Annotated in this window: 22 protein-coding genes; 9 read left to right on the forward strand and 13 right to left on the reverse strand. The window is 72.6% G+C overall.

Going from position 1 to position 22,949, the window contains the following annotated elements; translation table 11 throughout:
• Positions 1-11 precede the first annotated feature (11 nt).
• On the forward strand, positions 12-2,264 hold the full coding sequence (locus ACGF5O_RS47910) for an FUSC family protein (protein ID WP_393816262.1): 2,253 nt from the start codon (positions 12-14) through the stop codon (positions 2,262-2,264).
• Between the two features lie 6 nt (positions 2,265-2,270).
• On the opposite strand, the gene ACGF5O_RS47915 is transcribed toward ACGF5O_RS47910, so the two are convergent.
• On the reverse strand, positions 2,271-3,104 hold the full coding sequence (locus tag ACGF5O_RS47915; protein ID WP_393816263.1) for a SigB/SigF/SigG family RNA polymerase sigma factor: 834 nt from the start codon (positions 3,102-3,104) through the stop codon (positions 2,271-2,273).
• A gap of 220 nt (positions 3,105-3,324) precedes the next feature.
• Complete coding sequence (locus tag ACGF5O_RS47920; RefSeq protein WP_393816264.1) at positions 3,325-3,744, reverse strand: ATP-binding protein; 420 nt, start codon at positions 3,742-3,744, stop codon at positions 3,325-3,327.
• A gap of 399 nt (positions 3,745-4,143) precedes the next feature.
• Between ACGF5O_RS47920 and ACGF5O_RS47925 the strand changes: the two genes are divergently transcribed.
• Complete coding sequence (locus ACGF5O_RS47925; protein WP_393816265.1) at positions 4,144-4,593, forward strand: cyclic nucleotide-binding domain-containing protein; 450 nt, start codon at positions 4,144-4,146, stop codon at positions 4,591-4,593.
• A 4-nt stretch (positions 4,594-4,597) separates the two neighbouring features.
• Here the strand turns inward: ACGF5O_RS47925 and ACGF5O_RS47930 are convergent, their stop codons facing one another.
• Together ACGF5O_RS47930 and ACGF5O_RS47935 are read right to left on the reverse strand one after the other, a co-directional pair.
• Positions 4,598-5,905, reverse strand: coding sequence for an MFS transporter (locus tag ACGF5O_RS47930; RefSeq protein WP_393816266.1), 1,308 nt, complete (start codon positions 5,903-5,905; stop codon positions 4,598-4,600).
• A 129-nt stretch (positions 5,906-6,034) separates the two neighbouring features.
• A complete protein-coding gene (locus tag ACGF5O_RS47935) occupies positions 6,035-6,652 on the reverse strand; it encodes a LysE/ArgO family amino acid transporter (RefSeq protein WP_393816267.1) in 618 nt (205 codons plus the stop codon).
• 90 nt (positions 6,653-6,742) lie between these two features.
• Here ACGF5O_RS47935 and ACGF5O_RS47940 point away from each other — a divergent pair, with 90 nt between their 5' ends.
• Entirely contained in the window at positions 6,743-7,630 is an 888-nt protein-coding gene (locus tag ACGF5O_RS47940; protein WP_393816268.1) for a LysR family transcriptional regulator ArgP, read from the forward strand.
• Positions 7,631-7,740: 110 nt separating this feature from the next.
• Here the strand turns inward: ACGF5O_RS47940 and ACGF5O_RS47945 are convergent, their stop codons facing one another.
• Positions 7,741-8,433 (reverse strand): TetR/AcrR family transcriptional regulator, encoded by a 693-nt coding sequence (locus tag ACGF5O_RS47945; protein ID WP_393816269.1) that lies wholly within the window; start codon positions 8,431-8,433, stop codon positions 7,741-7,743.
• A gap of 122 nt (positions 8,434-8,555) precedes the next feature.
• On the opposite strand from ACGF5O_RS47945, the gene ACGF5O_RS47950 reads away from it, so the two are divergent.
• Together ACGF5O_RS47950 and ACGF5O_RS47955 are read left to right on the forward strand one after the other, a co-directional pair.
• Complete coding sequence (locus ACGF5O_RS47950) at positions 8,556-9,770, forward strand: saccharopine dehydrogenase family protein (protein ID WP_393816270.1); 1,215 nt, start codon at positions 8,556-8,558, stop codon at positions 9,768-9,770.
• Positions 9,771-9,884: 114 nt separating this feature from the next.
• Positions 9,885-10,139 carry a WhiB family transcriptional regulator gene (locus ACGF5O_RS47955; protein ID WP_393816271.1) on the forward strand — a complete coding sequence of 85 codons (255 nt, stop codon included), beginning with the start codon at positions 9,885-9,887 and terminating at the stop codon, positions 10,137-10,139.
• Here the strand turns inward: ACGF5O_RS47955 and ACGF5O_RS47960 are convergent.
• The 4 genes from ACGF5O_RS47960 to ACGF5O_RS47975 all read right to left on the reverse strand — a co-directional run bounded on the left by ACGF5O_RS47960 (position 10,132) and on the right by ACGF5O_RS47975 (position 15,016).
• Entirely contained in the window at positions 10,132-12,018 is a 1,887-nt protein-coding gene (locus ACGF5O_RS47960) for an ATP-binding protein (RefSeq protein ID WP_393816272.1), read from the reverse strand. The genes ACGF5O_RS47955 and ACGF5O_RS47960 overlap by 8 nt on opposite strands.
• Positions 12,015-12,716, reverse strand: a complete 702-nt coding sequence (locus ACGF5O_RS47965; protein ID WP_352364709.1) for a response regulator transcription factor — start codon at positions 12,714-12,716, stop codon at positions 12,015-12,017. The genes ACGF5O_RS47960 and ACGF5O_RS47965 overlap by 4 nt, the downstream gene beginning before the upstream one ends.
• A 19-nt stretch (positions 12,717-12,735) precedes the next feature.
• The gene (locus ACGF5O_RS47970; protein WP_393816273.1) at positions 12,736-13,482 is read right to left on the reverse strand and encodes a L,D-transpeptidase family protein; all 747 of its coding nucleotides are present in this window, start codon (positions 13,480-13,482) and stop codon (positions 12,736-12,738) included.
• Between the two features lie 130 nt (positions 13,483-13,612).
• A complete protein-coding gene (locus ACGF5O_RS47975; protein WP_393816274.1) occupies positions 13,613-15,016 on the reverse strand; it encodes a M1 family metallopeptidase in 1,404 nt (467 codons plus the stop codon).
• A 166-nt stretch (positions 15,017-15,182) separates the two neighbouring features.
• Here ACGF5O_RS47975 and ACGF5O_RS47980 point away from each other — a divergent pair, with 166 nt between their 5' ends.
• The gene (locus ACGF5O_RS47980; RefSeq protein WP_393816275.1) at positions 15,183-15,530 is read left to right on the forward strand and encodes a DUF488 domain-containing protein; all 348 of its coding nucleotides are present in this window, start codon (positions 15,183-15,185) and stop codon (positions 15,528-15,530) included.
• Between the two features lie 102 nt (positions 15,531-15,632).
• On the opposite strand, the gene ACGF5O_RS47985 is transcribed toward ACGF5O_RS47980, so the two are convergent.
• Positions 15,633-17,306 (reverse strand): FAD-binding dehydrogenase, encoded by a 1,674-nt coding sequence (locus tag ACGF5O_RS47985; protein WP_393816276.1) that lies wholly within the window; start codon positions 17,304-17,306, stop codon positions 15,633-15,635.
• A 17-nt stretch (positions 17,307-17,323) separates the two neighbouring features.
• On the reverse strand, positions 17,324-17,953 hold the full coding sequence (locus ACGF5O_RS47990; protein ID WP_393816277.1) for a TetR/AcrR family transcriptional regulator: 630 nt from the start codon (positions 17,951-17,953) through the stop codon (positions 17,324-17,326).
• Positions 17,954-18,103: 150 nt separating this feature from the next.
• On the opposite strand from ACGF5O_RS47990, the gene ACGF5O_RS47995 reads away from it, so the two are divergent.
• From ACGF5O_RS47995 to ACGF5O_RS48005, 3 genes are all read left to right on the forward strand, one after another.
• Entirely contained in the window at positions 18,104-18,730 is a 627-nt protein-coding gene (locus ACGF5O_RS47995) for an alpha-ketoglutarate-dependent dioxygenase AlkB (protein ID WP_393816278.1), read from the forward strand.
• Between the two features lie 86 nt (positions 18,731-18,816).
• Positions 18,817-19,566: an MBL fold metallo-hydrolase gene (locus ACGF5O_RS48000; protein ID WP_393816279.1), complete on the forward strand. Its 750-nt coding sequence runs from the start codon at positions 18,817-18,819 to the stop codon at positions 19,564-19,566.
• Between the two features lie 24 nt (positions 19,567-19,590).
• The gene (locus ACGF5O_RS48005; RefSeq protein WP_393816280.1) at positions 19,591-20,826 is read left to right on the forward strand and encodes a DUF4032 domain-containing protein; all 1,236 of its coding nucleotides are present in this window, start codon (positions 19,591-19,593) and stop codon (positions 20,824-20,826) included.
• Between the two features lie 23 nt (positions 20,827-20,849).
• Here the strand turns inward: ACGF5O_RS48005 and ACGF5O_RS48010 are convergent, their stop codons facing one another.
• Both ACGF5O_RS48010 and ACGF5O_RS48015 read right to left on the reverse strand, forming a co-directional pair.
• Positions 20,850-21,719 (reverse strand): universal stress protein, encoded by an 870-nt coding sequence (locus tag ACGF5O_RS48010; protein ID WP_393816281.1) that lies wholly within the window; start codon positions 21,717-21,719, stop codon positions 20,850-20,852.
• Positions 21,720-22,245: 526 nt separating this feature from the next.
• Positions 22,246-22,557, reverse strand: coding sequence for a hypothetical protein (locus ACGF5O_RS48015; protein ID WP_393816282.1), 312 nt, complete (start codon positions 22,555-22,557; stop codon positions 22,246-22,248).
• Positions 22,558-22,949 lie beyond the last annotated feature (392 nt).

A 22,949-nucleotide genomic window follows, 5' to 3' on the forward strand; every position in this document is an offset into this window, starting at 1 on the left:
AACGCGGCTCGGTGACCGTGGCGGGGCGGTCGGTGTGGACGGAGTTCCGGGGGCGGCTCGCCGCGGCCGACCCCGGGCTGCTCCGGTTCACCGCAGGCCTGCGCACGGTCACGTCGATCGCGCTGACGCTCGCCGTGCTGGCCGCGCTGCGGACCGGGGTGACCCATCTGGTGGCCGGGGCCATCACGGCGATGGTGGCCACCTTCGCGATCCGGGAGAAGGGCCGCCCGGAGCAGGCCGTCACGCTCGCGCTGGGCCTGCCGGTGGCGCTGGCCTCGATGTCGCTGGGCGCGCTGCTCAACGCGCGGGTGGTGATGGGCGACCTGTTCTTCGTGGCGCTCATCTTCTGCGCGGTCTACAGCCGCCGTTTCGGCGACCGCGGTACGGCGCTGGGGCTGATCGGCTTCCAGATCTACTTCGCCTCGCTGTTCGTGCACGCGACGGTGTCCGCGCTGCCCGGCCTGTATCTCACGATCACGGTGGCGTTCGGCTGCGCGGCCGTGGCGCGTTTCGTGCTGGTGCGGGAGACCGCCGCGGGCATCCTGGACCGGCTGCGGCGGGCCTTCCGCGCCCGGCTCGCCCAACTGGTGTCCGCCCAGGCCGAGTTGCTCGACGCCGGACCGGACGAGCTGGACAAGGCGGTGGAGGAGGTCCGGGTCAGGACCGCCCGGCTGCACGAGACGGCGCTGCTGATCCAGGGGCGGCTCACGGACGGCACCTCCGACGAGGCGGTGGCGAGGCTGGTGCAGCGCCGGATCGCGGACGCGGAGATCGCCGCCGAGCGGCTCGGGCTGCTGCTGCTCACCGCCCGCAGCTCCGAGCGGGCGGACACGCTCACCCTGCATCTGCCGGGCGCCCCGCTGCCGTCGGCCGCCGTGGCGCCGGTGCGGGACGAGGCGATGGAGCGGCTGCGGCTCGACCTGGAGGCGCTGCGGCTGCTGGTGCTGCGGCCGGGCGGCCCGGAGAAGGGGACCGCGCTGGCCCGGCTGCGCAACCGGCTGCTCGGCTACCGCGAGGGGGAGAACCTGCCGGCCGCCTCGCCCGCCGTCCAGGACGTGTTCCGGGGCATCGGCGAGGCCGGGCGGGCGGTGCTGGGGCTGCGGATCGCGCTGGACGGGCCGCAGGACGAGTCCGACGACACCCCGGCGACCTCCAGGTCCCGTGAGGAACTGGACGCGGAGGACGCGGCCATCGAGGGCGTCGAGGAGGGCGAGCGGGAGACGGCGGAGGAGACCGGGCTGCGGCGGCCCACCACGCGGGCGGCGGTGCAGGTGGCGGTCGGCTCGTCGCTGGCCGTCGTCGGCGGCGAGTTCCTCTCCGCGCAGCGCTGGTACTGGGCGGTGCTGACCTGCTGGATCGTGTTCCTCAACACCGCGTCCACCGGCGAGATCCTGGTGAAGGGCTACCGGCGGCTGCTCGGCACGGTGCTCGGCGTGGTGGCGGGCATCGTGCTGGCGGGCCTGGTCGGGCACCACACCTGGACGGCGTTCGGGCTGGTGCTGCTCTTCATCTTCGCGATGTTCTACTCGGCGCCGATCTCGTACACCCTGATGTCGTTCTTCGTGACGGCGATGCTGGGCCTGCTGTACACGCTGCTCAACACCTACAGCCTGGACGTCCTGGTGCTGCGGGTGGCGGAGACCGCGCTCGGTGCGGTGTGCGGGGTGATCGCGGCCGCGGTGGTGCTGCCGGTGCACACCGACCGCCGTACCGACGAACTGCTGGTGACGACCCTGGACCGGCTGGCCGACGTGACCCGGGCCGCGGCCGACCAGCTGAGCGGGGCGCCGCCGGTGGACCTGGTGGAGAAGGCGCGGGACCTGGACCAGGCACTGGCGGATCTGGCCGCGGCCGTCCAGCCGCTGACGCATCCGATCACCCCGCTGCGCTCCCGCCGGGACACCGCCCGCTATGTGGTGGCGCTCCTGGAGACCTGCGCCTACCACGCCCGGTCGCTGGCGGCCACGGCGGAGCTGCTGCCCACCCATCCGTCGATCGCGGCGGATCCCCGGCTGCGCGGGGCGGGACGGCGGATCGTGCACAACATCGAGGCGATCGCCGCCCATGTCGCCGGGGACGGGCCGGACGCCGGGATCGAGACCGGCCCGAGCATCGCGTCGATGCTGGAACCGGGCACGCTCCGCGCCCCGCGCTACGGCAGGGTGACCGACCGCGTGCTGCGCCATCTCCAGCGCCTGGACGAGTCGGTGACGGGTCTGGCCCGCCCGCTGGAGGTCCCGGTCCGGCGGCCCGCCGCCCCCTGACCGGGTTCAGCCGGCGGTGCGGCCCAGCGCCTCGGCGCGGACCCGCGCGCAGCTGCGGCTGATGAGGCGGGACACGTGCATCTGGGAGATGCCCAGCCTGTCGGCGATCCGGCTCTGGGTCATGTCCTCGAAGAAGCGCATGTAGAGGATGGCCCGCTCCCGTTCGGGCAGCCGGCGCAGCCCCTCCTTGGCCGCCTCCCGGTCGACGACGACGTCGTAGGAGGCGTCGGGGTCGCCGAGGGTGTCGGCGAGGCGGTAGCCGTCCTCGCCCGCGGCGAGTTCGGCGTCCAGGGACAGGGTGCTGAAGCTCTCCAGTGCCTCCAGGCCGGCGCCGACCTCGTCCTCGGTGAGGCCGGTGCGGGCGGCGAGGTCGGCGACCGTGGGCTCGGGCGAGCCCGGGTTCTGGGTGAGTTCGCGGCGGGCCACCCGTACCCGGTTGCGGAGTTCCTGCACCCGGCGCGGTACGCGCAGCGCCCACATCCGGTCGCGGAAGTGCCGCTTGACCTCACCGGTGATGGTGGGCACCGCGTAGCTCTCGAAGGCGCCGCGGGACGGGTCGTAGCGGTCCACGGCCTTGACCAGCCCGAGGGCGGCCACCTGGCGCAGGTCCTCGACGGACTCGCCGCGGTCGCGGAAGCGGCCGGCGATGCGGTGGGCCATGGGCAGCCAGGCGGCGACCAGTTCGTCGCGCAGGGCGTCCCGCTCGGGCCCGTCGTCGAGCGGGGCGAGCCGGGTGAAGAGGGCCGCCGTGTCCGGCGCGTCGTCGTGGGACCGCCGAGGTGCCGTGCGGGTGGTGCCGTCGGGCGTGCGGGAACGGCTGGTCGACAAGTCGGTGGGCATGCGGAATCGCTCCTGAACTGTGGGTTTCAGGGCGTCACCGGAACGTGGTCCCGGGACTCGGCCCGAACTGCGATGTCGGGGTCGCCGCGGAAGCAGCACCCGGACCGCTCTCTGCGGGCCCGGGGCCGTCGTACGACCGCTCCCGTCGGCGCGCGCCTCCGGTCCGAAGCACGACACTCCGTCTGCCCCTTCGGGCCGGGCGCAAACACCGTCCCCGGGATCAGCCCAGGGACACGACGGCGGTGATCCGCTTGCCGCCGCAGGGCAGTCCGGCGACCTCCACGTCCCGGGCCAGCCGGCAGACGATGGGCCAGCCCCGGCCGCCGGGCCGCCACCGGTGCCGGTCGTCCGCGGCCCGTTCGGTCACCGGTATCTCGTCGCTGCGGTCGCTGACCGACACCCGTAGCGCGCAGCCCTCGACGTCGACGGCGAAGCCGGTGATCCCGCCGCCGTGCAGAATCGCGTTGGTGGTGAGTTCCGAGGTGACGAGCAGGGCGTCGTCGAGAGCCCGGTCGGGGCACGGCACTGCGCGTCGGGCGACGGCGCCGCGTACCGCTCTGCGGGCGTCGGCAGGGCGCAGCGGCGGCCGGGGGGACTCGGGTGGTGCCGTCGTCGACTCGGTCCGGTAGTTGTCGTACATCCTTTCGCCCCCTGGGTGGTGGACCGGTTGGTGGGGTCTGCCCCGTCGTATCGGGGCTCTTCCCTTCGCCTCACCGGTCGAGGCGCGGCCAAACCCGTTCGCGGGCGACAAGGGGCTCCCCAAAGTGAAACGGGTCACGTACCCTGTTCACGGCTACGCGAAATAGCTCTGGATGGTTTACCGTTCATCCATAAGTGGTCGAGGAGTTGACAGCAGGTCCTCCCGAACCACCTCTGAACGGCCCTGGCTGGCCTCCCCCGTCCAGCCAGGGCTTTTTCATGCCCGGACGGGTTCCCGGCGGCGATTCTCACCTTCTTCGAGGTGCCCGGCGGGGCGGCAGCGGCTGAAATGGGCGTAGGGAAAGCACCCCGTACCCTCGCCGGCGAGGAGCCCCGTGCCATGACCAAAGCGATCAAACTGCTCACCGCCCTGCCCCAGGCCCAGCGCGAGCGCCTCATGGAACTGGCTCACGAGGTGTCCTTCCCCGAGGACTCCAGGATCTTCGAGGCCGGCGGCACCGCCGACCGCTTCTGGGTGATCCGCTCGGGCGCGGTCAACCTGGACCAGGTGGTGACCGCGCGCAAGCGGGTCACCGTCGCCACCCTGGGCGCCGGCGACCTGCTCGGCTGGTCCTGGCTCTTCCCGCCGTACACCTGGGACTTCGGGGCGGTGGCCTTCAGCCAGGTACGGGCCTACGAGTACGACGCCTCGGCCGTGCTGGCGCTGTGCGTGGAGGACCCGCTGCTCGGCCTGTCGCTGGTGCGCACCGTCGCCGAGATCCTCGCCAGCCGCCTGGAGGTCACCCGGGGCAAGCTCCTCGACGCCTACGTCGGGCGGCGGCCCGCATGACCGGTCAGACCCGGTAGCGGCGCAGCGCCGGGACGGCGACCGCCAGGGCCAGCATCACCGCCACCACCAGCAGCCCGCCGCCCGCGACCGCCGCGCGCGGCCCGAAGACCGAGCCGGCGGTGCCGTGCAGCACGTCGGCCAGCCGCGGACCGCCCGCGACCACGACGGTGAACACGCCCTGCATCCGGCCGCGCATCTCGTCGGTGGCGGCGGACAGCAGGATCGCGCCGCGGAAGACCATCGAGACCATGTCGGCGACCCCGGCGGCGGCCAGGAAGGCCACGGCGACCCAGAGGTTGCGGCTCAGCCCGAACCCGGCGACGGCCGCACCCCAGCCGACCACCGCGCCGATCACCATCAGGCCGTGCCTGCGGGCCCGCGAGAAGGTGCCGGAGAAGAGCCCGCCGAGGACCGCGCCGACCGGGATCGCCGCGAACAGCAGGCCGAGCGCGAGCCCCTCACCGTAGGGGGCGTAGGTCTCCGCGGCGAGCTGCGGGAACAGGGCGCGGGGCATGCCGAAGACCATCGCGATGATGTCCGCGAGGAACGACAGCAGCAGCACCTTGTGCATGGAGATGTAACGGAAGCCCTCGGCGATCTCGCGCACCCCGGCCCGCCGCGCCGTCGCGGCCGCCAGCGGCGGCAGCGCGGGCAGCCGGTAGACCGCCCACACCGTCACGCACAGCGCGAGCGCGTCGATCAGGTACAGCTCGGGCAGCCCGATGACCGGGATCAGCGCACCGGCGAGCAGCGGACCCACCACCTGCCCGGTCTGCATGACCGTCGAGCCGAGCGCGTTGGCGGCGGGCAGCTGCGCCTCGGGGACCAGCCGGGCGATGGAGGCGGTACGGGCGGGCGCGTTCAGTCCCCAGAACGCCTGCTGCATCGCGAGCAGCACCATCAGCGCGGCCACGGACTCCATGCCGACGGCCGCCTGGACGAAGAACAGCAGCGAGGTCACGCCGATGCCGATGTTGGTGATCAGCAGCAGCCTGCGGCGGTCCATGGTGTCGGCGACCGCACCGCCCCACAGCGCGAACACGATCAGCGGCAGCAGCCCGGCGAGGCTGGCCGCGCCGACCCAGGCGGACGACCCGGTGATGTCGAAGATCTGCTTGGGCACGGCGACGGCGGTCAGCTGGCTGCCGACCGAGGTGACGATGGTCGACGTCCACAGCCTGCGGTAGGCGGGGATGCGCAGCGGGCGGGTGTCCATCGCCCAGCGCCGCCAGCCGCTCCGGGGCGGGGCGGCCGTGGGATCGTCGTCGGGGGTCTGTATGCCGGACTGGGTGCCGCTCTCGCTGGTGTCCACGGAGTTCCTGGTGTCCTGGTCTTCTCGGTGCCCGCTACATCTTTTCTGTTGCAGGTTCACTATCGCAGCAACTTCCGTGGCCGCCGAACCGCCTCTCCCGGCATGCGGCCGACGGCAGGTCCCGGCGCCTCAGGATCCCGCCACGAGCATCAGCCCGAGCCCTATCATGGTCAGCGCCACCAGCCCGTCCAGCACCCGCCAGGCGGCCGGCCCCGCGAGGTACCGGCCGAGCAGCCGGGAGCCGAAGCCCAGGGCGCTGAACCAGCAGAGGCTGGCGAGGGCCGCGCCGAGGCCGAAGGTCCAGCGCAGGTCGCCCCGGTCGGCGGCGAGGGAGCCGAGCAGGAACACGGTGTCCAGGTAGACGTGCGGGTTCAGCCAGGTCATGGCCAGGCAGCTGAGCACCGCCCGGCGCCGGGACCCCGCCGCCTCGCCCTCGGTGCGCAGGCCGGAAGCGCCGGGCCGCAGGACTCTGCGGGCGGCCAGGGCGCCGTAGCAGAGCAGGAAGGCGCCCCCGACCAGTCCGACCACGCGCACCGCGCCGGGCCAGGCCACGACGATCGCGCCCACCCCGCCGACGCCGAGCGAGATGAGGGCGGCGTCGGAGAGCGCGCAGATGCCGACGACCACGAGGACCGCGTCACGGCGGATGCCCTGGCGCAGCACGAAGGCGTTCTGGGCGCCGATGGCGACGATGAGCGAGAGGCCGCTGCCGAAGCCCGCGGCAGCGGCGGCGAGAGAGCTGGACATGCCCCCGACGCTACGGAAGCGATCACTGTGGGTACAGCTAAAGATTTTTACGTACCCTTAGCACAGCTGAAGACAGACGGGAGTGAGACGGTGGAGCTTCCCCTCGACCAGGTGCGGACGCTGCTGGCGGTGGTGGACGAGGGCACGTTCGACGCGGCTGCCGCGGCCCTGCATGTGACGCCGTCGGCGGTCAGCCAGCGGGTGAAGGCGCTGGAGCAGCGCACCGGCCGGGTGCTGCTGCAACGCACCAAGCCGGTGCGGCCGACGGAGTCGGGCGAGGTGCTGGTCCGGTTCGCCCGGCAGCTGGCGCGGCTGGAGCGGGACGCGCGCGGCGAACTGGGCATGAGCGGCGCCGGGGAGCCGACGCGGGTGTCGGTCGCGGTCAACGCGGACTCGCTGGCGACGTGGTTCCTGCGGGCACTGACCGGACTGCCGGGCGTCTACGTCGAACTGCGGCGGGAGGACGAGGACCACACGGCCGCGCTGCTGCGGGAGGGGCTGGTGATGGCGGCGGTGACCTCGTCGCCGGACGCGGTGCCGGGGTGTTCGGTGCGGGCGCTCGGGCGGATGCGGTACCTGCCGGTGGCGGCGCCGGAGTTCGCGGCGGCGCGGCTTTCGGGGGCGCTGGCGGATGTGCTCGCCGAGGCGCCGGTGATCGTGTTCGACCGGGTCGACGACTTCCAGGACGGGTTCGTACGGCGGCTGGGCGGTGCGGGCGCGAGTGCGCTGCGGCACTACGTGCCGACGTCCGAGGGGTTCGTGGACGCGGTGACGCAGGGGCTGGGGTGGGGGATGGTGCCGGAGCCGCAGGCGGAACCGCGGTTGCGGGACGGGCGGTTGGTGCGGCTGGGCGGGCGGCGGGAGCTGTGGGTCGACGTGCCGTTGTTCTGGCAGCAGTGGAAGCTGGATTCACCGGCGCTGGGGGCGGTGGCGGAGGCGGTGGTGCGGACGGCGGGGGGTGCGTTGCGCCAGCCGTAGGGGGGCGGCCGATGGTCGTGCGGGTGGCTGGGGGTTGGTCGCGCCCACGCGGCGGAGCCGCACATTTGCACAGCCCCGCGCCCCCGAAGGGGCGCTCCGGGCCAGGGCGTTCACAAGGACCGTTCCGCGCTGTCCAGGAGCATTTCCAGGGCCGTCGGATAGGCGCTCGTCACCATCCGCTTCGCGAGCAGGCGGGACGCCTCCGCGATGCGCGGGTGGGTGGTGTGCGGCAGGCGGGCGTAGGTCGAGTGCCATTTGTCCTCGTCGGCGCGCTGGGAGTCCTTCGGCAGGGTCAGGGAGGCCGCGTCGAGGGCGGCGAAGGCGAGGGTCTGGTCGATGAAGGCGTGGTAGACGCGCACGGTCCCGGCGAGTGAGAAGCCCGCCGTGCGCAGGACGTCCAGGACCGCCTCGTCGGCGGCGAGTTCGTGGGCCCGGCCGGTCACGCGGTTCGTCGTGAGAAGGGCCGCCTGCGGGTGGGCGACGTACTGCGCGTGGATGCGCAGGCCGATGGCCCGCAGGTCCGTCCGCCACTCCCCCGTCGGAGTCCAGCCGGCCAGCGCCTGGCCGATGAGCGCGTCGCCGATCGCCAGGGTCAGGTCGTCCATGCCCCGGAAGTAGCGGTACAGGGTGCTGGGGTCGCAGTCGAGGGCGAGGCCCAGGCGGCGGGCGGTCAGGCCGGTGCTGCCGTGCTCGCGCAGCAGGCGCAGCGCGGCCTCCACGATCAGCCCCTCGGAGAGCACCGTGCCACCGCGGGTGGGACGACGCCTGCGCCGCTTTTCCTCCGGTACAACCGTTTTGGGCATCGTGTGCTCCCCGCCGTTCTTATGCCAACGCCATTGACCTTACGTGACCACCCGGCGTTTCATTCCGGCCGAGGCGCCCCTCATGTCCGACTTCGCTCTCTGTCACAGAAGGAGATTCCCGCATGCGAGTACTGCTCGTGGGAGCCGGTGGTGTGGGCACCGCCGTCACCCGGATCGCGGCCCGGCGGCCGTTCTTCGACCTGATGGTGGTCGCCGACTACGACCCGGCCCGCGCCGAGGCGGCGGTGGCCGCCGTCGGCGACGACAGGTTCCGCGCCGAGCGCGTCGACGCCGGTGACGAGGCGGCCGTCGCCGCGCTGCTGGCCCGGCACGGCTGCGACGTGCTGCTCAACGCCACCGACCCGCGCTTCGTCATGCCCCTGTTCCGGGCCGCCCGCAAGGCCGGCGCGGACTACCTCGACATGGCGATGTCGCTGTCCCGGCCGCATCCGTCGCGGCCCTACGAGGAGTGCGGGGTCAAGCTGGGCGACGAGCAGTTCGCGCTGGCCGGCGAGTGGGAGCAGGCGGGCGCGCTGGCGCTGGTCGGGATGGGGGTGGAACCAGGTCTTTCGGACGTCTTCGCCCGGTACGCGGCCGACGAACTCTTCGACGGCATCGAGGAGATCGGCATCCGCGACGGCGCGAACCTGACCGTGGACGGCTACGACTTCGCGCCCTCCTTCAGCATCTGGACCACCATCGAGGAGTGCCTCAACCCGCCCGTCGTCTACGAGCGGGAGCGCGGCTGGTTCACCACCGCGCCGTTCAGCGAGCCCGAGGTGTTCGACTTCCCGGACGGGATCGGTCCGGTCGAGTGCGTGAACGTCGAGCACGAGGAGGTGCTGCTGGTGCCGCGCTGGGTGGACGCGCGGCGGGTCACCTTCAAGTACGGGCTCGGAGGCGAGTTCATCGAGACGCTGAAGACGCTGCACCTGCTGGGTCTGGACCGCACCACCCCGGTGACGGTGCCCGGCGCGGACGGCCCGGTCGCGGTCTCGCCCCGGGACGTGGTCGCTGCCTCGCTGCCCGACCCGGCGACGCTCGGCGAGCGCATGCGCGGCAAGACCTGCGCGGGCACCTGGGTGCGCGGGGTGAAGGACGGGCAGGAGCGGGAGGTGTATCTCTACCACGTTGTGGACAACGAGTGGTCCATGGCGGAGTACGGTTGTCAGGCCGTGGTGTGGCAGACGGCCCTCAACCCGGTCGTCGCCCTCGAACTCCTGGCCACCGGAGCGTGGTCGGGCTCGGGCGTCCTCGGCCCGGAGGCGTTCCCGGCCCGCCCGTTCCTCGACCTGCTGACCGAGTACGGCTCCCCCTGGGGTCTGCGCGAGCAGTGACCGCCCGCGAATCCTGCGGGAGTCGGCCGTTTCAGCCGTGCCCGGACCGGTGACCCGGAGCCGGACAACGCGCACACGACACGGCAGAGTCGACTTGGATCGCAGGTGACTTCGATGGACGACTGGCGAGACCACTCCGAGTGCCGCGACGAGGACCCCGACCTCTTCTTCCCGATCGGGACCACCGGACCGTCGCTGCACCAGACCCGGCGTGCGAAGGCGGTGTGCGAGCGCTGTCCGGTGCAGGACCCCTGCCTGCGCTGGGCGTTGGAGACCGGGCAGGCCGTCGGCGTCTGGGGCGGTACCACCGAGGCGGAGCGCCGGCTGCTGACCCGGCGCCGGCAGCGGGCGGCGCGCCGGTTCAGCTGACGTCGGCCGGGGCCGGTGCGGCCGGCAGCCGGAGGGTGAACTCGGCGCCCTTGCCGGGTTCGCTGCGCGCCTCGGCGGTGCCGTCGTGGGCGGCCAGCAGATGGCGCACGATCGGCAGGCCGAGGCCGCTGCCCCCGGTGCGGCGGCTGCGGGACTTCTCCGCGCGCCAGAACCGGTCGAAGACGTACGGGAGATCGTCGGGGGCGATGCCGGGACCGGTGTCGGTGACGGTGAGGACGACGTCGTCGCCGGCGCGGCGGGCGGACAGGGTCACCGTGCCGTCGGCGGGGGTGTGCCGGATGGCGTTGGAGACCAGGTTGCCGAGGGCCTGTCGCATCCGCACCGGGTCGGCGTCGAGCCAGGCGGTGCCGTCGGTGTCGGTCAGCAGGGTGACCCCGGCCGCGTCGGCGGCGACGCGGTGGGCGGCGGCGACCTGCTCGGCCAGGTCGGCGGCGCGCACCGGTTCGCGGTGTACGCGCAGGGTGCCGGCGTCGGCGGCGGCCAGGTCCTGGAGGTCGTCGATGATCCGCTGGAGGACCAGCGCCTCCTCGTGCAGGGAGCCCAGCAGGACCGGATCGGGGTCGACGAGGCCGTCCCGGGTGACCTCCAGCCAGCCACGGATGTTGGTGAGCGGGCTGCGCAGTTCGTGGGCGATGTCGCTGACCATCGCCTTGCGCTGCTCCTCCAGGCGTTCCCGGCGCTCGGTGAGGTCGTTGAACGCCTCGGCCAGCAGCCCGGTCTCGTCCCGGGTGCGCACCGGTGCCCGCACGTGCAGTTCGGGCGGCTGCTGGGCGGCGGCGGTGAGCGCGCGCAGCGGTCGTACCAGGCGCATGGCGACGACGGCGGTGACGGCGACCGTGACGGCGAGGACCAGGCCGGCCGCGCCGACGATCCTCGTCTTGTTGGCGCGGGACATGTCGAAGCGGGGAGCGGTCTGGTCGCCGATGCCGAGGAAGAGCTCTGCGGCCGGGGCGACGTACGGTTCGAGCTGGGTTCGCCGGGCGTTGAGAACACAGTTCTTCGCGGTCTGGTCCATCGACCGCTCGACGCCCTTCTTGTACGTCTCGTCCTTCGCGTCCTTCCTGGTGTAGAGGAAACCGCCGGAGACCGGGGTGCGCCCGGTGGTGTCGAAGGTGAGGGAGAGCTTGCCGCCCAGGTCCATGTCCTTGGCCTGGAGGCAGGGGCGGGCCAGGCCGGTCAGCTCGGTGAGGGCCTCCGTCTCGGTGGCGGTCGGGAAGTCGAGCGCCGAGTTCAGGCCGATGGCCCCGTCCACGACGAGGTCGCCGCAGCCGTACTTGTAGTAGTAGGAGGTGTCCGTGCCGTCCTCGACGACGAGATAGGGCCGCCCGCTCGGGGTGTGCCGGACGCTGGTGCCGGCGCTGAACCGGTCGAAGCAGGACTTCTGCTTCTCCGCGATCAGGTCCATCTTCCTGCGTTCGGCCGCGGTGAGCCGGTACGGGCCGACCGCGCGCGGGTCGATGCCGCTGAGCTGGGCGCCGAACTCGGTGTAGGTGTCGGTGTGCAGGGGGTCCACGGCCGCGGCCGGCCGCGGTGGCAGCGGGGTGTCGTGGGGCGCCGAGTCGGCGATCAGCGTGCGGTCGGCGGTGGTCAGGGCGATCCTGCGGCCGGTCTTCGCGGCCAGCGTCCGCACGGTGTCCCGGACCCCGCTCCAGTCCGGGTGGTCCGCCGCGTACCCGCTGAGCTCGGCGAGGATCCTGTTGTCGGCGGCCAGGTCCTGCCCCTGCTCCTCCTCCAGCGCGCTGGTGGTGGTGGTCACGGCGAGCCAGGCGGTGGCGGCCACCGAGCAGACGGCGATCAGTACCGAGGTGAACAGCAGCCGGACCAGCAGCCGTTTGCGCCACGGTATCCGGGGCCTCACGGCCGCCTGCCGCTCAGCTTGTAGCCGACGCCGAACACGGTCACCAGCCGCACCGGCCGCCGCGGATCGGCCTCGATCTTCCGGCGCAGGTTCATCACGTGGACGTCGACGGCCCGTTCGGTGGAGGACCGGTCGAAGCCCCGGGTGCACTGGAGCAACTGCCGCCGGGTGAACACCCGGTCGGGTTCCCCGGCCATGGCGAGCAGGATCTGGAACTCGGCCGGGGTCACCTCCACCGGCTCCCCGTCGCAGCGCACCGCGTGCCGCACCGGATCGACGCTGATCCCGGCGGCGGTCACGGCGGGTTCCTCCTCCCGGACCGGGGCGGCCCGCCCGCTGCGCCGCAGGATCGTCCGGATCCGGGCCATCAGCTCGCGCGGGCTGTACGGCTTGGTCATGTAGTCGTCGGCGCCGAGCTCGAGGCCGAGCAGCACGTCGTCCTCGTCGGAGCGGGCCGTGAGCATCAGCACCGGGATCTCCGGGTCGCCGCCGCGCAGCACCCGGCAGACGCCGAAGCCGTCGATCACCGGGAGCATCAGGTCGAGGACGACCAGGTCGGGCCCGAGCCGCCGGGCCGCGTCCAGCGCGGCGGCCCCGTCGTGGACCACGGTCGCGCTGTGCCCCTCGGCGAGCAGCGATCTCCGGATCAGCTCGGCCTGCATCTCGTCGTCCTCGGCGACCAGCACATGCGCACACACGAGTTCGAACCCTAGCCGTCTACTGCGCGAGCCAGTCGGCGTGCCCCATGACGACGACGGGATGCCGGCCCGGGTCGAGGGTGCGCAGCACCTCCTTCATGTGCGCCTTGGCGACACTGACACAGGCGTGCGTCGGACCGCCGTGGTCGACGTGCAGCCACACGCCGCCGCCCCGCTTCGCGCCCATCGGCCGGGTCCAGTCGAGCGGTGACGTGCCCGGCTCCCGGTTGTAGTTGACGGCGATCACGTAGTCGAAGGACCCCTCCAGCGGCTCGCCCTCGAATCCGGTGCCGGGCGAGGTGAAGCCGTAGGAGTGGTGGTACGGCAGCCTGCTCCCCGGGTCGGCGAGCAGGCCCCCGGCGTCGGTGAGCCCGTACACGCCGACGGGCGAGCGCAGATCCCCGGCCATGTGGTGCTCGCTCCAGCCGTCCCGGCCGTTGTGCGCGGGCCAACTGACGCCGGGCTGCCAGACGTCGTCGTCACGTTCGTACAGGGTGACGGAGGACACCGGCGAGTTCCTGCCCCGCCCGCGGGCGACGACGACCTGCTCCGCCCGCCCGGGTATCGCGGCCGTCGTCTTCGGCCCGAGCCCGGGTATGCCGCTGGGCCGCGGGCTGTTGCTCTCGTCCGGTGTGGGGGAAGCCGTCACCCGCGCCGCCCGGTCGTCCCCCGACCGACGCGGCGCGGCCTCGGCGCCTCCCCCGCACCCGGAGAGCACAAGGGGGGAGGCGGCGAAAAGGGCAACAGCAGTTCTGCGATGGATCATGCGACCGACCCTGGCCGACGAATGTAAGAAACTCGTCAGCTTCTGACGCCCATCAGCGACAGCGCGCCCCCTCAGGGGCGCGGGGCACTGCGCGAGCAACCCCCACCGGCCGGCACCCGAACAACCACCCCTACGGCTTGCCCTTCTTGTACAGCCACGTCTGGAACAGCGAACCGAGATCCTTCCCCGACTGCGCCTCCGCCAGCTTCACGAACTCCGCGGTGGTCCCGTGCCCGTACCGGTGCTCCGAGGCCCACGCCCGCAGAATCCGGAAGAACACCGGATCCCCGACCGCCTTCCGCAGCTCGTGCAGGGCCATCGCGCCCCGCGCGTACACCGGCTCACCGAAGATGTTCTTCCCGCTGCCCGGATCCCCCGGCGGGTACTCCCACAGCTCGTCGCTCGCCGGCTTCGCGTACAGCGCGTCGAAGGTCTTCTGCGCGCTGTCGCCCCCGTGCTGCTCGCTGTACAGCCACTCGGCATACGTGGCGAAGCCCTCGTTGAGCCAGATGTCCTTCCAGGCGGTGAGGGAGACGGAGTCGCCGAACCACTGGTGGGCGTTCTCGTGCACGAGCGTGCTCAGATCCGGCGCCGAGTCGTAGATCGGCCGGCCCTGCGTCTCCAGCGCGTACCCGACGCTCGGCGCGTGGTCGACTATCGACCCGGCGGACCGGAACGGGTACGGCCCGAACAGCTTGCTCTCCCACTCGATCACCGACGGCAGCTTCTTCAGCACGGCCGCCGACCCGCTCGCCTCGCGCGGGTCGACCGCGTTGTACACCTTGATCCCGTCCCGGGTGGTGTACTGCTGCACCTTGAACGTGCCGACCGTGGCGGTCGCGAGGTACGCGGCCATCGGCTCGGCCTGCCGCCACCGGAAGGTCGTGCTCCTCCCGGACGTGTGCTGGGCGACGAGGACGCCGTTGGCGACGGCGGTGCGGCCCTTGGCGACGGTGATCGTGAAGTCGTACGACGACTTGTCCTTGGGGTGGCTGTTGGCCGGGAACCAGGTCATCGCGCCCTGCGGCTCCCCGGCGACGAACGCGCCGTCGTCGGTGCGGATCCAGCCGTCGGCCGAGCCGTCGGGGTCGGTGACCTGCTTGGGCGTGCCGTTGTACGCGACGGTGACCCGGAAGTCGCGGCCCTTCGCCAGCACCCGTGCCGGCGTGACGACGAGTTCCTGCCCGGTGCGGCTGAAACGGGCGGTCCGGCCGTCGACGGTCACCCGGGTGACCTTCAGGCCGCTGAGGTCGAGGTCGAAGCGGGTCAGCCTCTCGGTGCTGCGGGCGGTGAGGACCGCCTTGCCGTCGAGGTGCCGGGAGGAGGTGTCGTAGCGGAGCGTCAGGTCGTAGTGGCTGACGTGGTAGCCGCCGTTGCCGCTGAGCGGGAAGTACGGGTCGCCCGCGCCCGCGGCGCCGACCGTGCTCGCCGAGGCCGTTCCGGCGGCGGCCAGCAGGGCCGCCACGGCGACCGGGACGGTGCCGAGGACGGCCTCGCGGCGGAGGACTGCGGTACGTCTGCTTGCGCCCTGCACATGGACTCCTAGGGGGGTGGCCGATGATCAGTGGCCCACAGAGTAGGCGCGGGGGTGTCCGCGTTTCCCCCTCATTCTGGTCAAGCCGCGCCGCGTCGGCAGCCCGTGGGGCGGGGCCGCCGCTTACCCTCGCGGCACCGTCAGCGAGCCGAGAGGTGCATCGACAGTGAGCGTGCGCGTGCGCAGGATCTATGAGTCGCCCGAGCCGGCGGACGGGGTGCGCGTCCTGGTGGACCGGCTGTGGCCGCGCGGGCTGTCCAAGGAGGTCGCGCACGTCGACGAGTGGCCGAAGGGGCTGACGCCGTCGGACGAGCTGCGCCGCTGGTTCCACGCGGGCGGGACGTACGAGGAGTTCGTCGGCCGCTACGAGGCGGAACTGGCCGCCCCCGAGGCCGCCGAACTCCTCGACGGCCTCCGAAAGTCAGTGCACGAGGGGCCGGTGACCCTCCTCACCGCCTCCAAGACCCCGGACGAGAGCCACGCCACGGTACTGGCGCGACTGCTCGCCACGTGAGCCAGGTCGGCCCCGCGCCCGAAGGGGCGCGGGGAACTGCGCGACCAGCCACGACGGCGCCGCGGACGACGACGGCACCTCGCGGCACCTCCGGCACACCTCTCAGGTGGTCTGCTTCGCCGCCGCCCGTCCCGCCGCCCGCCCCGAGAACAGGCAGCCGCCGAGGAACGTGCCCTCCAGCGCGTTGTAGCCGTGCACACCGCCACCGCCGAAGCCGGCCACCTCGCCGGCCGCGTAGAGCCCGCCGATCGGCTGCCCGTCGGCGCCGAGGGCGCGGGAGTCCAGGTCGGTCTGGATGCCGCCGAGGGTCTTGCGGGTGAGGACGTGCAGCTTGACGCCGATCAGCGGTCCGGCGGCCGGGTCGAGGATGCGGTGCGGGGTGGCGACCCGGCCGAGGCGGTCGCCGATGTAGCGGCGGGCGTTGTGGATGCCCTGGACCTGGGAGTCCTTGCTGTAGGAGTTGCCGATCTGCAGGTCGCGGGCGACGATCTGGCGGCGCACCTCGGCCGCGTCGAGGAGCGCCTTGTCGGTGAGGCCGTTCATCTTCTCGACGAGCTGGTCCAGCGAGCCCGCGGTCACGAAGTCCGCGCCGTGGTCGAGGAAGGCCTGCACCGGGCCGGGCGCGCCCTTGCCGAGCAGCCGGTCGCGGAGCACGGCCTTGCGGTCCTTGGCGGTGATGTCGGGGTTCTGCTCGGATCCGGAGAGCGCGAACTCCTTCTCCACGATCTTGCGGGTGAGGACGAACCAGGAGTGGTCGTACCCGGCGATGTCCTCGGTGGTGCGCAGGTGCCTGAGGGTACTGAGGGTGTCGTAGCCCGGCAGGCAGGGGTCGGGCAGGCGGCGGCCGAGGGCGTCGAGCCAGATGGAGGAGGGGCCGGGCAGGATGCGGATGCCGTGGCCGGGCCAGATCGGGTTCCAGTTCTGGATGCCCTCGGTGTAGTGCCACATGCGGTCGCGGTTGACTAGGCGGACGCCGGCCCCGGCGCTGATGTCGAGCATGCGGCCGTCCACGTAGGCGGGGACGCCGGTGACCATCTCGGCGGGGGGTGTGCCGAGGCGTTCGGGCCAGTAGCGGCGGACGATGTCGTGGTTGGCGCCGATGCCGCCGGTGGTGACGACGACGGCCTGGGCGGTGAGTTCGAAGTCGCCGATGCGGTCGCGGTTGGAGGCGACGCCGCGCGCCGAGTCGTCGGGGGCGAGGACCGTGCCACGCACCCCGCGTGCCTCGCCGTCCTCGATGACGAGTTCGTCGACCTGGTGGCGGTGGTGGAAGGTGAGCAGTCCGTCGCGGGCGGCCTGCCTGGCGTACCGGACGAAGGGCTCGACCACGCCGGTGCCGGTGCCCCAGGCCACGTGGAAGCGGGGCACGGAGTTGCCGTGCCCGTCCGCCCGCAGGTCGCCGCGCTCGGCCCAGCCGACGGTCGGCAGCAGGCTGATGCCGTGGCTCTGCAGCCAGGGCCGCTTCTCCCCGGCCGCGAACTCGACGTAGGCCCGGGCCCAGCGCACCGCCCAGGAGTCCTCGTCGTCCTTGCGGTCGAACTGGGCGCTGCCCTGCCAGTCGTTCCAGGCCAGGTCGAGGGAGTCCTTGATGCCGAGGCGGCGCTGCTCGGGCGAGTCGACGAGGAAGAGCCCGCCGAAGGACCAGAACGCCTGGCCGCCGAGGTTGGCGGCGTTCTCCTGGTCGACCAGGGCGACGCGCCTGCCCCTGCTGGTGAGTTCGTGCGCCGCGACCAGGCCGGCGAGGCCGGCTCCGACGACGATGACGTCCGCGTCCATGGCGTCGCCCTTCCTTCTTATCCGAATCGGGTGCTGCCGTCGGTCAGCAGCGCGGTGAGCAGTTGTTTGAGCCAGGCACGGGCCCGGTCCACGTCCTTGTCGAGCAGCAACTGGGTGGTGACTCCGTCGTACGCGGCGACCACGGCGTGCGCGGCGTCCTCGACGCCGCCGAGGACGGCGGGGAGCGGGGCGTGGCCGCGGGCCCGGAAGAGCCGGTCTGCGATGGCCAGCCGCAGCCGGGCGCGGTGGTCGAGGAGGGCTTCGGCGACGGCCGGGTCACGGGCCGCGTGCACCAGGAAGTCGGTCTTCACCAGCAGCCAGTCCACGTCGAGAAGGAGCACGTCGGTGACCCGGTCCACGGAGGCCGGTACGTCCAGGTCGGGTCCGTCGCCGGCGAGGGCGTCGGCGACCTGCTGGGCGATGAGGTCGGCGCGTTCGCGGTAGAGGGCGAAGAACAGCTCGTCGAGGGTGGCGAAGTTGGAGTAGAAGGCGCCCCGGCTGAACCCGGCGGCCTCGCAGACCTCCTCGATGGAGACCCGGCCGAAGCCCTTGGCGGCGAACACGGTGAACGCGGCGTCGAGCAGCCGGGCGCGGGTCTGCACCCGCCGCCGGGTCACGCGCCGGTGCGCACCGCCGTCCACCGCCATGTGCCGACCTCCGTTCGATACGCGAATGTATCGAATACATCGGTGCATCGAAAGAGCCCGTCGCAAACCCGGCCCTCGTGGACCCGGCCCTCGTGGACCCGCCGGAGATCGAATAGGAACAGATTTTCGATTACGGAGTACGCTTGGCTCATGGCCACGCACCTCCAGGGCTCCCTGTTCGACCAGACCGACGAGCTGCGGCTCGGCACCCTCGACGGCGTCGGCCGGACGGCGCTGGGCTCCGGTGCCTGGATCGACGTGCTGCCCGGCTGGCTGAGCGGCGCCGACGCGCTGTTCGAAGAGCTGGCGGCGGACGTCCCCTGGCACGCCGAGCGCCGGCAGATGTACGACAACGTCGTGGACGTACCGCGCCTGCTCGCCTTCTACGGCGCCACCGACCCGCTCCCCCACCCCGTCCTCACCGAGGCCCGCGAGGCGCTCACCCTGCACTACGCCGAGGAGCTGGGCGAGCCGTTCAGCACGGCCGGGCTCTGCTACTACCGCGACGGCCGGGACAGCGTGGCCTGGCACGGCGACCGGATCGGGCGGGGCGCCCGGGAGGACACCATGGTCGCGATCCTCTCCGTGGGCGCACCCCGTGACCTGCTGCTGCGCCCGCTGCGCGGCGGCCCCTCGGTCCGGCGCCCGCTCGGCCACGGCGACCTGATCGTGATGGGCGGCTCCTGCCAGCGGACCTGGGAGCACTGCGTGCCGAAGACGGCCCGGGCCGCCGGACCGCGGATCAGCGTCCAGTTCCGGCCGCACGGGGTGCGCTGACCCGGATCCCCGTCAACCGGTGTCCGCCTTCATGTGGTTGGCTGTCCTCCGTTTCGAACTGCACGAGCGGGCGGGCCGGGGAGATCATGCGGGCTGAGGTACATGAAGTCGGTGCGGGCACCTATCTGGTGCACGGGCACCACACCAACTGGGTGATCCTCAAGGACGGGGACGCCGTCACGCTGGTGGACACCGGCTACCCCGGCGACCGGGAGGGGCTGCTCGGCTCCCTCGCGGAGGTGGGCAGCTCGCCGGAGGCGGTCGCGGCCGTCCTGATCACCCACGCGCACAACGACCACCTCGGCTCGGCCGAGTACCTGCGCGACGCCCACGGCACGCCGGTCCTTCTGCACGAGGCCGAGGTGCCGCACGCCCGGCGGGACTACCTCCAGCAGGTGGCCGTCGGCGATGTGCTGAAGAACGCCTGGCGGCCGGGTGTGGTGCCGTGGCTGGTGCACGTGCTGCGGGTCGGCGGCACCGAGCAGCACCCGGTCAAGGCGCCCGAGGCGTTCCCGGTCGCGGACGGCCCCCTCGACCTGCCGGGCCGTCCGGTCCCGGTGCACACCCCGGGCCACACCGACGGGCACACCGTCTACCACCTGCCCGACGCCGGTCTGGTGATCTCCGGGGACGCGCTGGTCAGCGGCCACCGCACCTCGCGGATCGAGGGCCCGCAGCTGCTGCCCGACATGTTCCACCACGAGCGGGCCCGGGCCGTCGCCTCGCTGGAGCTGATCGCCGCCCTGGACGGCGACGCCCTGCTGCCGGGACACGGCCCGCTGCACCGGGGTCCGGTGCGGGCCGCCGCCGACCGGGCCCGGGAGCTGGCCTCGTAACCCGCCGGCCTTAAGGTTCGTCCCATGGCCTTGCAGATCAACGCCACCAATCCGGAGCACCCGGCGCTCCTGCTCGAACTCCCCTGGGACGTCCCGCTGGAGGAGTGGCCCGAGGACTACCTCGTGCCGCTCCCCCGAGGCATCTCCCGGCACGTGGTGCGCTACGCCCGGGCCGGCAGCGAGGTCATCGCGGTGAAGGAGCTGGCGGAGCGCCCGGCGCTGCGCGAGTACGAGCTGCTGCGCGACCTGGACCGGCTCGCCATCCCCGCGGTCGACCCGCTCGCCGTGATCACCGGCCGCACCGACACCGCGGGCGAACCCCTGGAGTCGGTGCTGGTCACCCGGCACCTGGGCGGCTCGATGCCGTACCGCTCGATGTTCGAGACGACCATGCGCCCGGCCACCATGCACCGCCTCATGGACGCCCTGGCCGTCCTGCTGGTCCGCCTGCACCTGGCCGGGTTCGCGTGGGGCGACTGCTCGCTGTCCAACACCCTGTTCCGGCGGGACGCGGGCGCCTACGCGGCGTACCTGGTGGACGCCGAGACCGGCGACCTGCACCCGCAGCTGAGCAACGGGCAGCGGGAGTACGACCTCGACCTGGCCCGGGTGAACATCAGCGGGGAACTGCTCGACCTGGAGGCCTCGGGGGCGCTGCATCCCTCCCTGGACCCGATCGAGTTCGGCTTCGAGATCTGCACCCGGTACGGCGAGCTGTGGGGTGAGCTGACCCGGACCTCGGTGTATCCGGCCGGCAAGTACCAGTACATCGAGCGCCGGATCCGGCGGCTCAACGAGCTCGGTTTCGACGTGGCCGAGATGCAGATCGAGCACTCCTCCAACGGCGACTCCGTCACGTTCGTGCCGAAGGTCGTCGACGCCGGGCACCACCAGCGCCAGCTGCTGCGGCTGACCGGCCTGGACGCCGAGGAGAACCAGGCGCGGCGGCTGCTCAACGACCTGGAGAGCTGGATGGCCACCCAGGACGACTACGCCCCGGGCGACCCGCTCGCCGCCCGCCCCGAGGTGCTGGCCCACCGCTGGGTGCGGGACGTCTTCCGCCCGACCGTGCGGGCCGTGCCGCTGGAGCTGCGCGGCTCGATGGACCCGGCCGAGATCTACCACGAGCTGCTCGAACACCGCTGGTACCTGTCCGAGCGGGCACAGCACGACATAGGCCTGGACAAGGCGGTCGAGGACTACATCGAGAACGTGCTGCCCAAGGCGAGGGAGACGCTGGAGCCGGTCACCCCGGAGTGAGCCCGGCCGGACCGGCGCGCGGGTCAGTCGTGCGGGACGACGGCCACCGGGCAGTCGGCGTGGTGCAGCACCCCGTGCGCGACCGAGCCGATGCGGGCGCCGACCGCCGTCCGGTGGGCGCGCCGCCCGACGACCATCAGCTGGGCCCGTCCGGCCACCGAGAGCAGCACCTGCCCCGCGCTGCCCATCTCCACGTGTTCTGCCACCGGCACCCGCGGGAACCGCTCGCGCAGCGGCCGTACCGCCTCGGCCAGCGCCTTCTTCTCGTAGGGCTCCATGCCGCCGGCCTCGTCGAGGAGCTTCAGAGAACCCGGGCTGTAGGCGAAGACCGGCGGCAGGGTCCAGGCCCGCACCACCCGGACCGTCGCGCCCCGGGCCGCCGCGGTCTCGAACGCGAACTCCAGGGCTGCCGCGCTGTCCTCCGGGGCGCCCTGCTGGCCCACGACGATCTCCCGTCCGGCGGCCTCCGCGCTGGGCCGGTCACCGGCGCGCACCAGGACCACGGGGCGGGCGGCCCCGGCGATCACCTGCTGTCCGACGGAGCCCAGCAGGAAGCCGACGACCCGGCCGTGCCCGCGCGAGCCCAGGGTCAGCAGCTCGGCCCCGGCCGCCGCGTCGGCGAGCACCTCGACCGGGCCGCCCTCCACCACGTCGACGCTCACCGCGAGCTCCGGATACCGCCCGGTGACGGTCCGCACCGACTCGGCGACCCCGTCGGACACCCACCCGCGCTGGGCCTCCCGGTCACCGCCGAGCGCCTCGTGCTCCTCGTACCGCCAGGCGTGCACCGCCCGCAGCGGGAGCCCCCGGCGGACCGCTTCCCGGGCCGCCCAGTCGAGAGCGGCGAGGCTCTCCTCCGTACCGTCGACCCCTGCCGTGATCGGGCGTGTCATGCGCCGGCCTCCTCGTCCGTTCCGTCTCCGCGTGATCAGTCTTCCGCACTGGCGGGTGTCCGCTGTGCACCCTCGTACCAGAGCGGAGGCAGGCGATGGAACATACGACCTGACGGCTGGTTCGCGGCCCGCTGCGGCCGAACTGGACACGGCGGGTGTGGTGGAGCCCGCCGCTGCACAGGCCCACCACGCCGGTCCGGGAGAGGTCGCCACCGGTCCCGCCTTGCTGGGCCTGGTCGTGCGACGCTGCCGTTCGCCCTCCCCATCCTTTCGCGGCCCAGGGCAGCGTCGGCGTTCGTTCTGCACGTTCGGTGCCCGACTGGAGCACACTGAGAGCCGCCAACTTGCGGCCGGAGACGTGAGCCAGGGTTCGCATGGTGGGGTCTGCGTCCAGTTCCGCTGGTCGCGGTACTCGCAGTCGTCGGTCTGGCAGTCGTGGCAGTGGTGGACCTCGTTGAGGTCCTCGGAGCTCGGAGTCGGTGAAGCGTCTTCGGCTGATGCCCGCCTGAGTCGTCCCCGGTCCCGGTCAGCCGTCGAGGTCGTCGTCCATGCCCGTGCTCAGCCACTGCTCGAGGTCGCTGACCCATTCCTGGGCCCACTGCCGCAGTTCCGAGATCTCCTTCTGGGACAGGCCGTAAGCCTCAAACTCGGCGTCGTCGATCCACTGCGCGGTTCCGAGACGGTCATGGAGGTCGTAGAGGCGGAAGTCCCCGCGGCCGTGCCGGCTCCCCAGCATCTCCAGATCCGCGATCGTGTGCCCGCGGGCCGCCGCCCGGACATCGACGAAGTCGCGGGGCGCCGCGCGGTCGGCCAGCGCCCGGACTTTGGTGCCGACCACGTCGTCGAGACGATGTGGAGCGGCAGCTCGACGGGCCCGTGCTCCGGCCCTCCGAGGTCTTCCAGGGCGTCTTGGAAGACGCCTCGCGTACCGCTCGTGCAGCACCTCGGCGGCAGAGGGAGTGGCATCAGAAGATGACTGCGGGACCATGGCCCCCAGCATTCCGTGTGCGCCGGGCGAATGGCACGGTGGACGCGGCCCGGATGCGGCACGGCCGCAAGATGACTACCTCGGCCGTGGACAGCGCGGGCAAGATCAGGGCGGTGCTTTCGCGCGCGGCCGGCTGGGGGCTGTGGTGTGTGCGCGAACGGAAGCCGTCCACGGGTGCCGCGGATGCAGTCCAGGATCGAATTCTAGTGATCAAGCAAAATGACCAGGCCGGAGGGGCTTTA

The organism is Streptomyces sp. NPDC048291 (genome assembly GCF_043201715.1).
Lineage (GTDB): Bacteria > Actinomycetota > Actinomycetes > Streptomycetales > Streptomycetaceae > Streptomyces.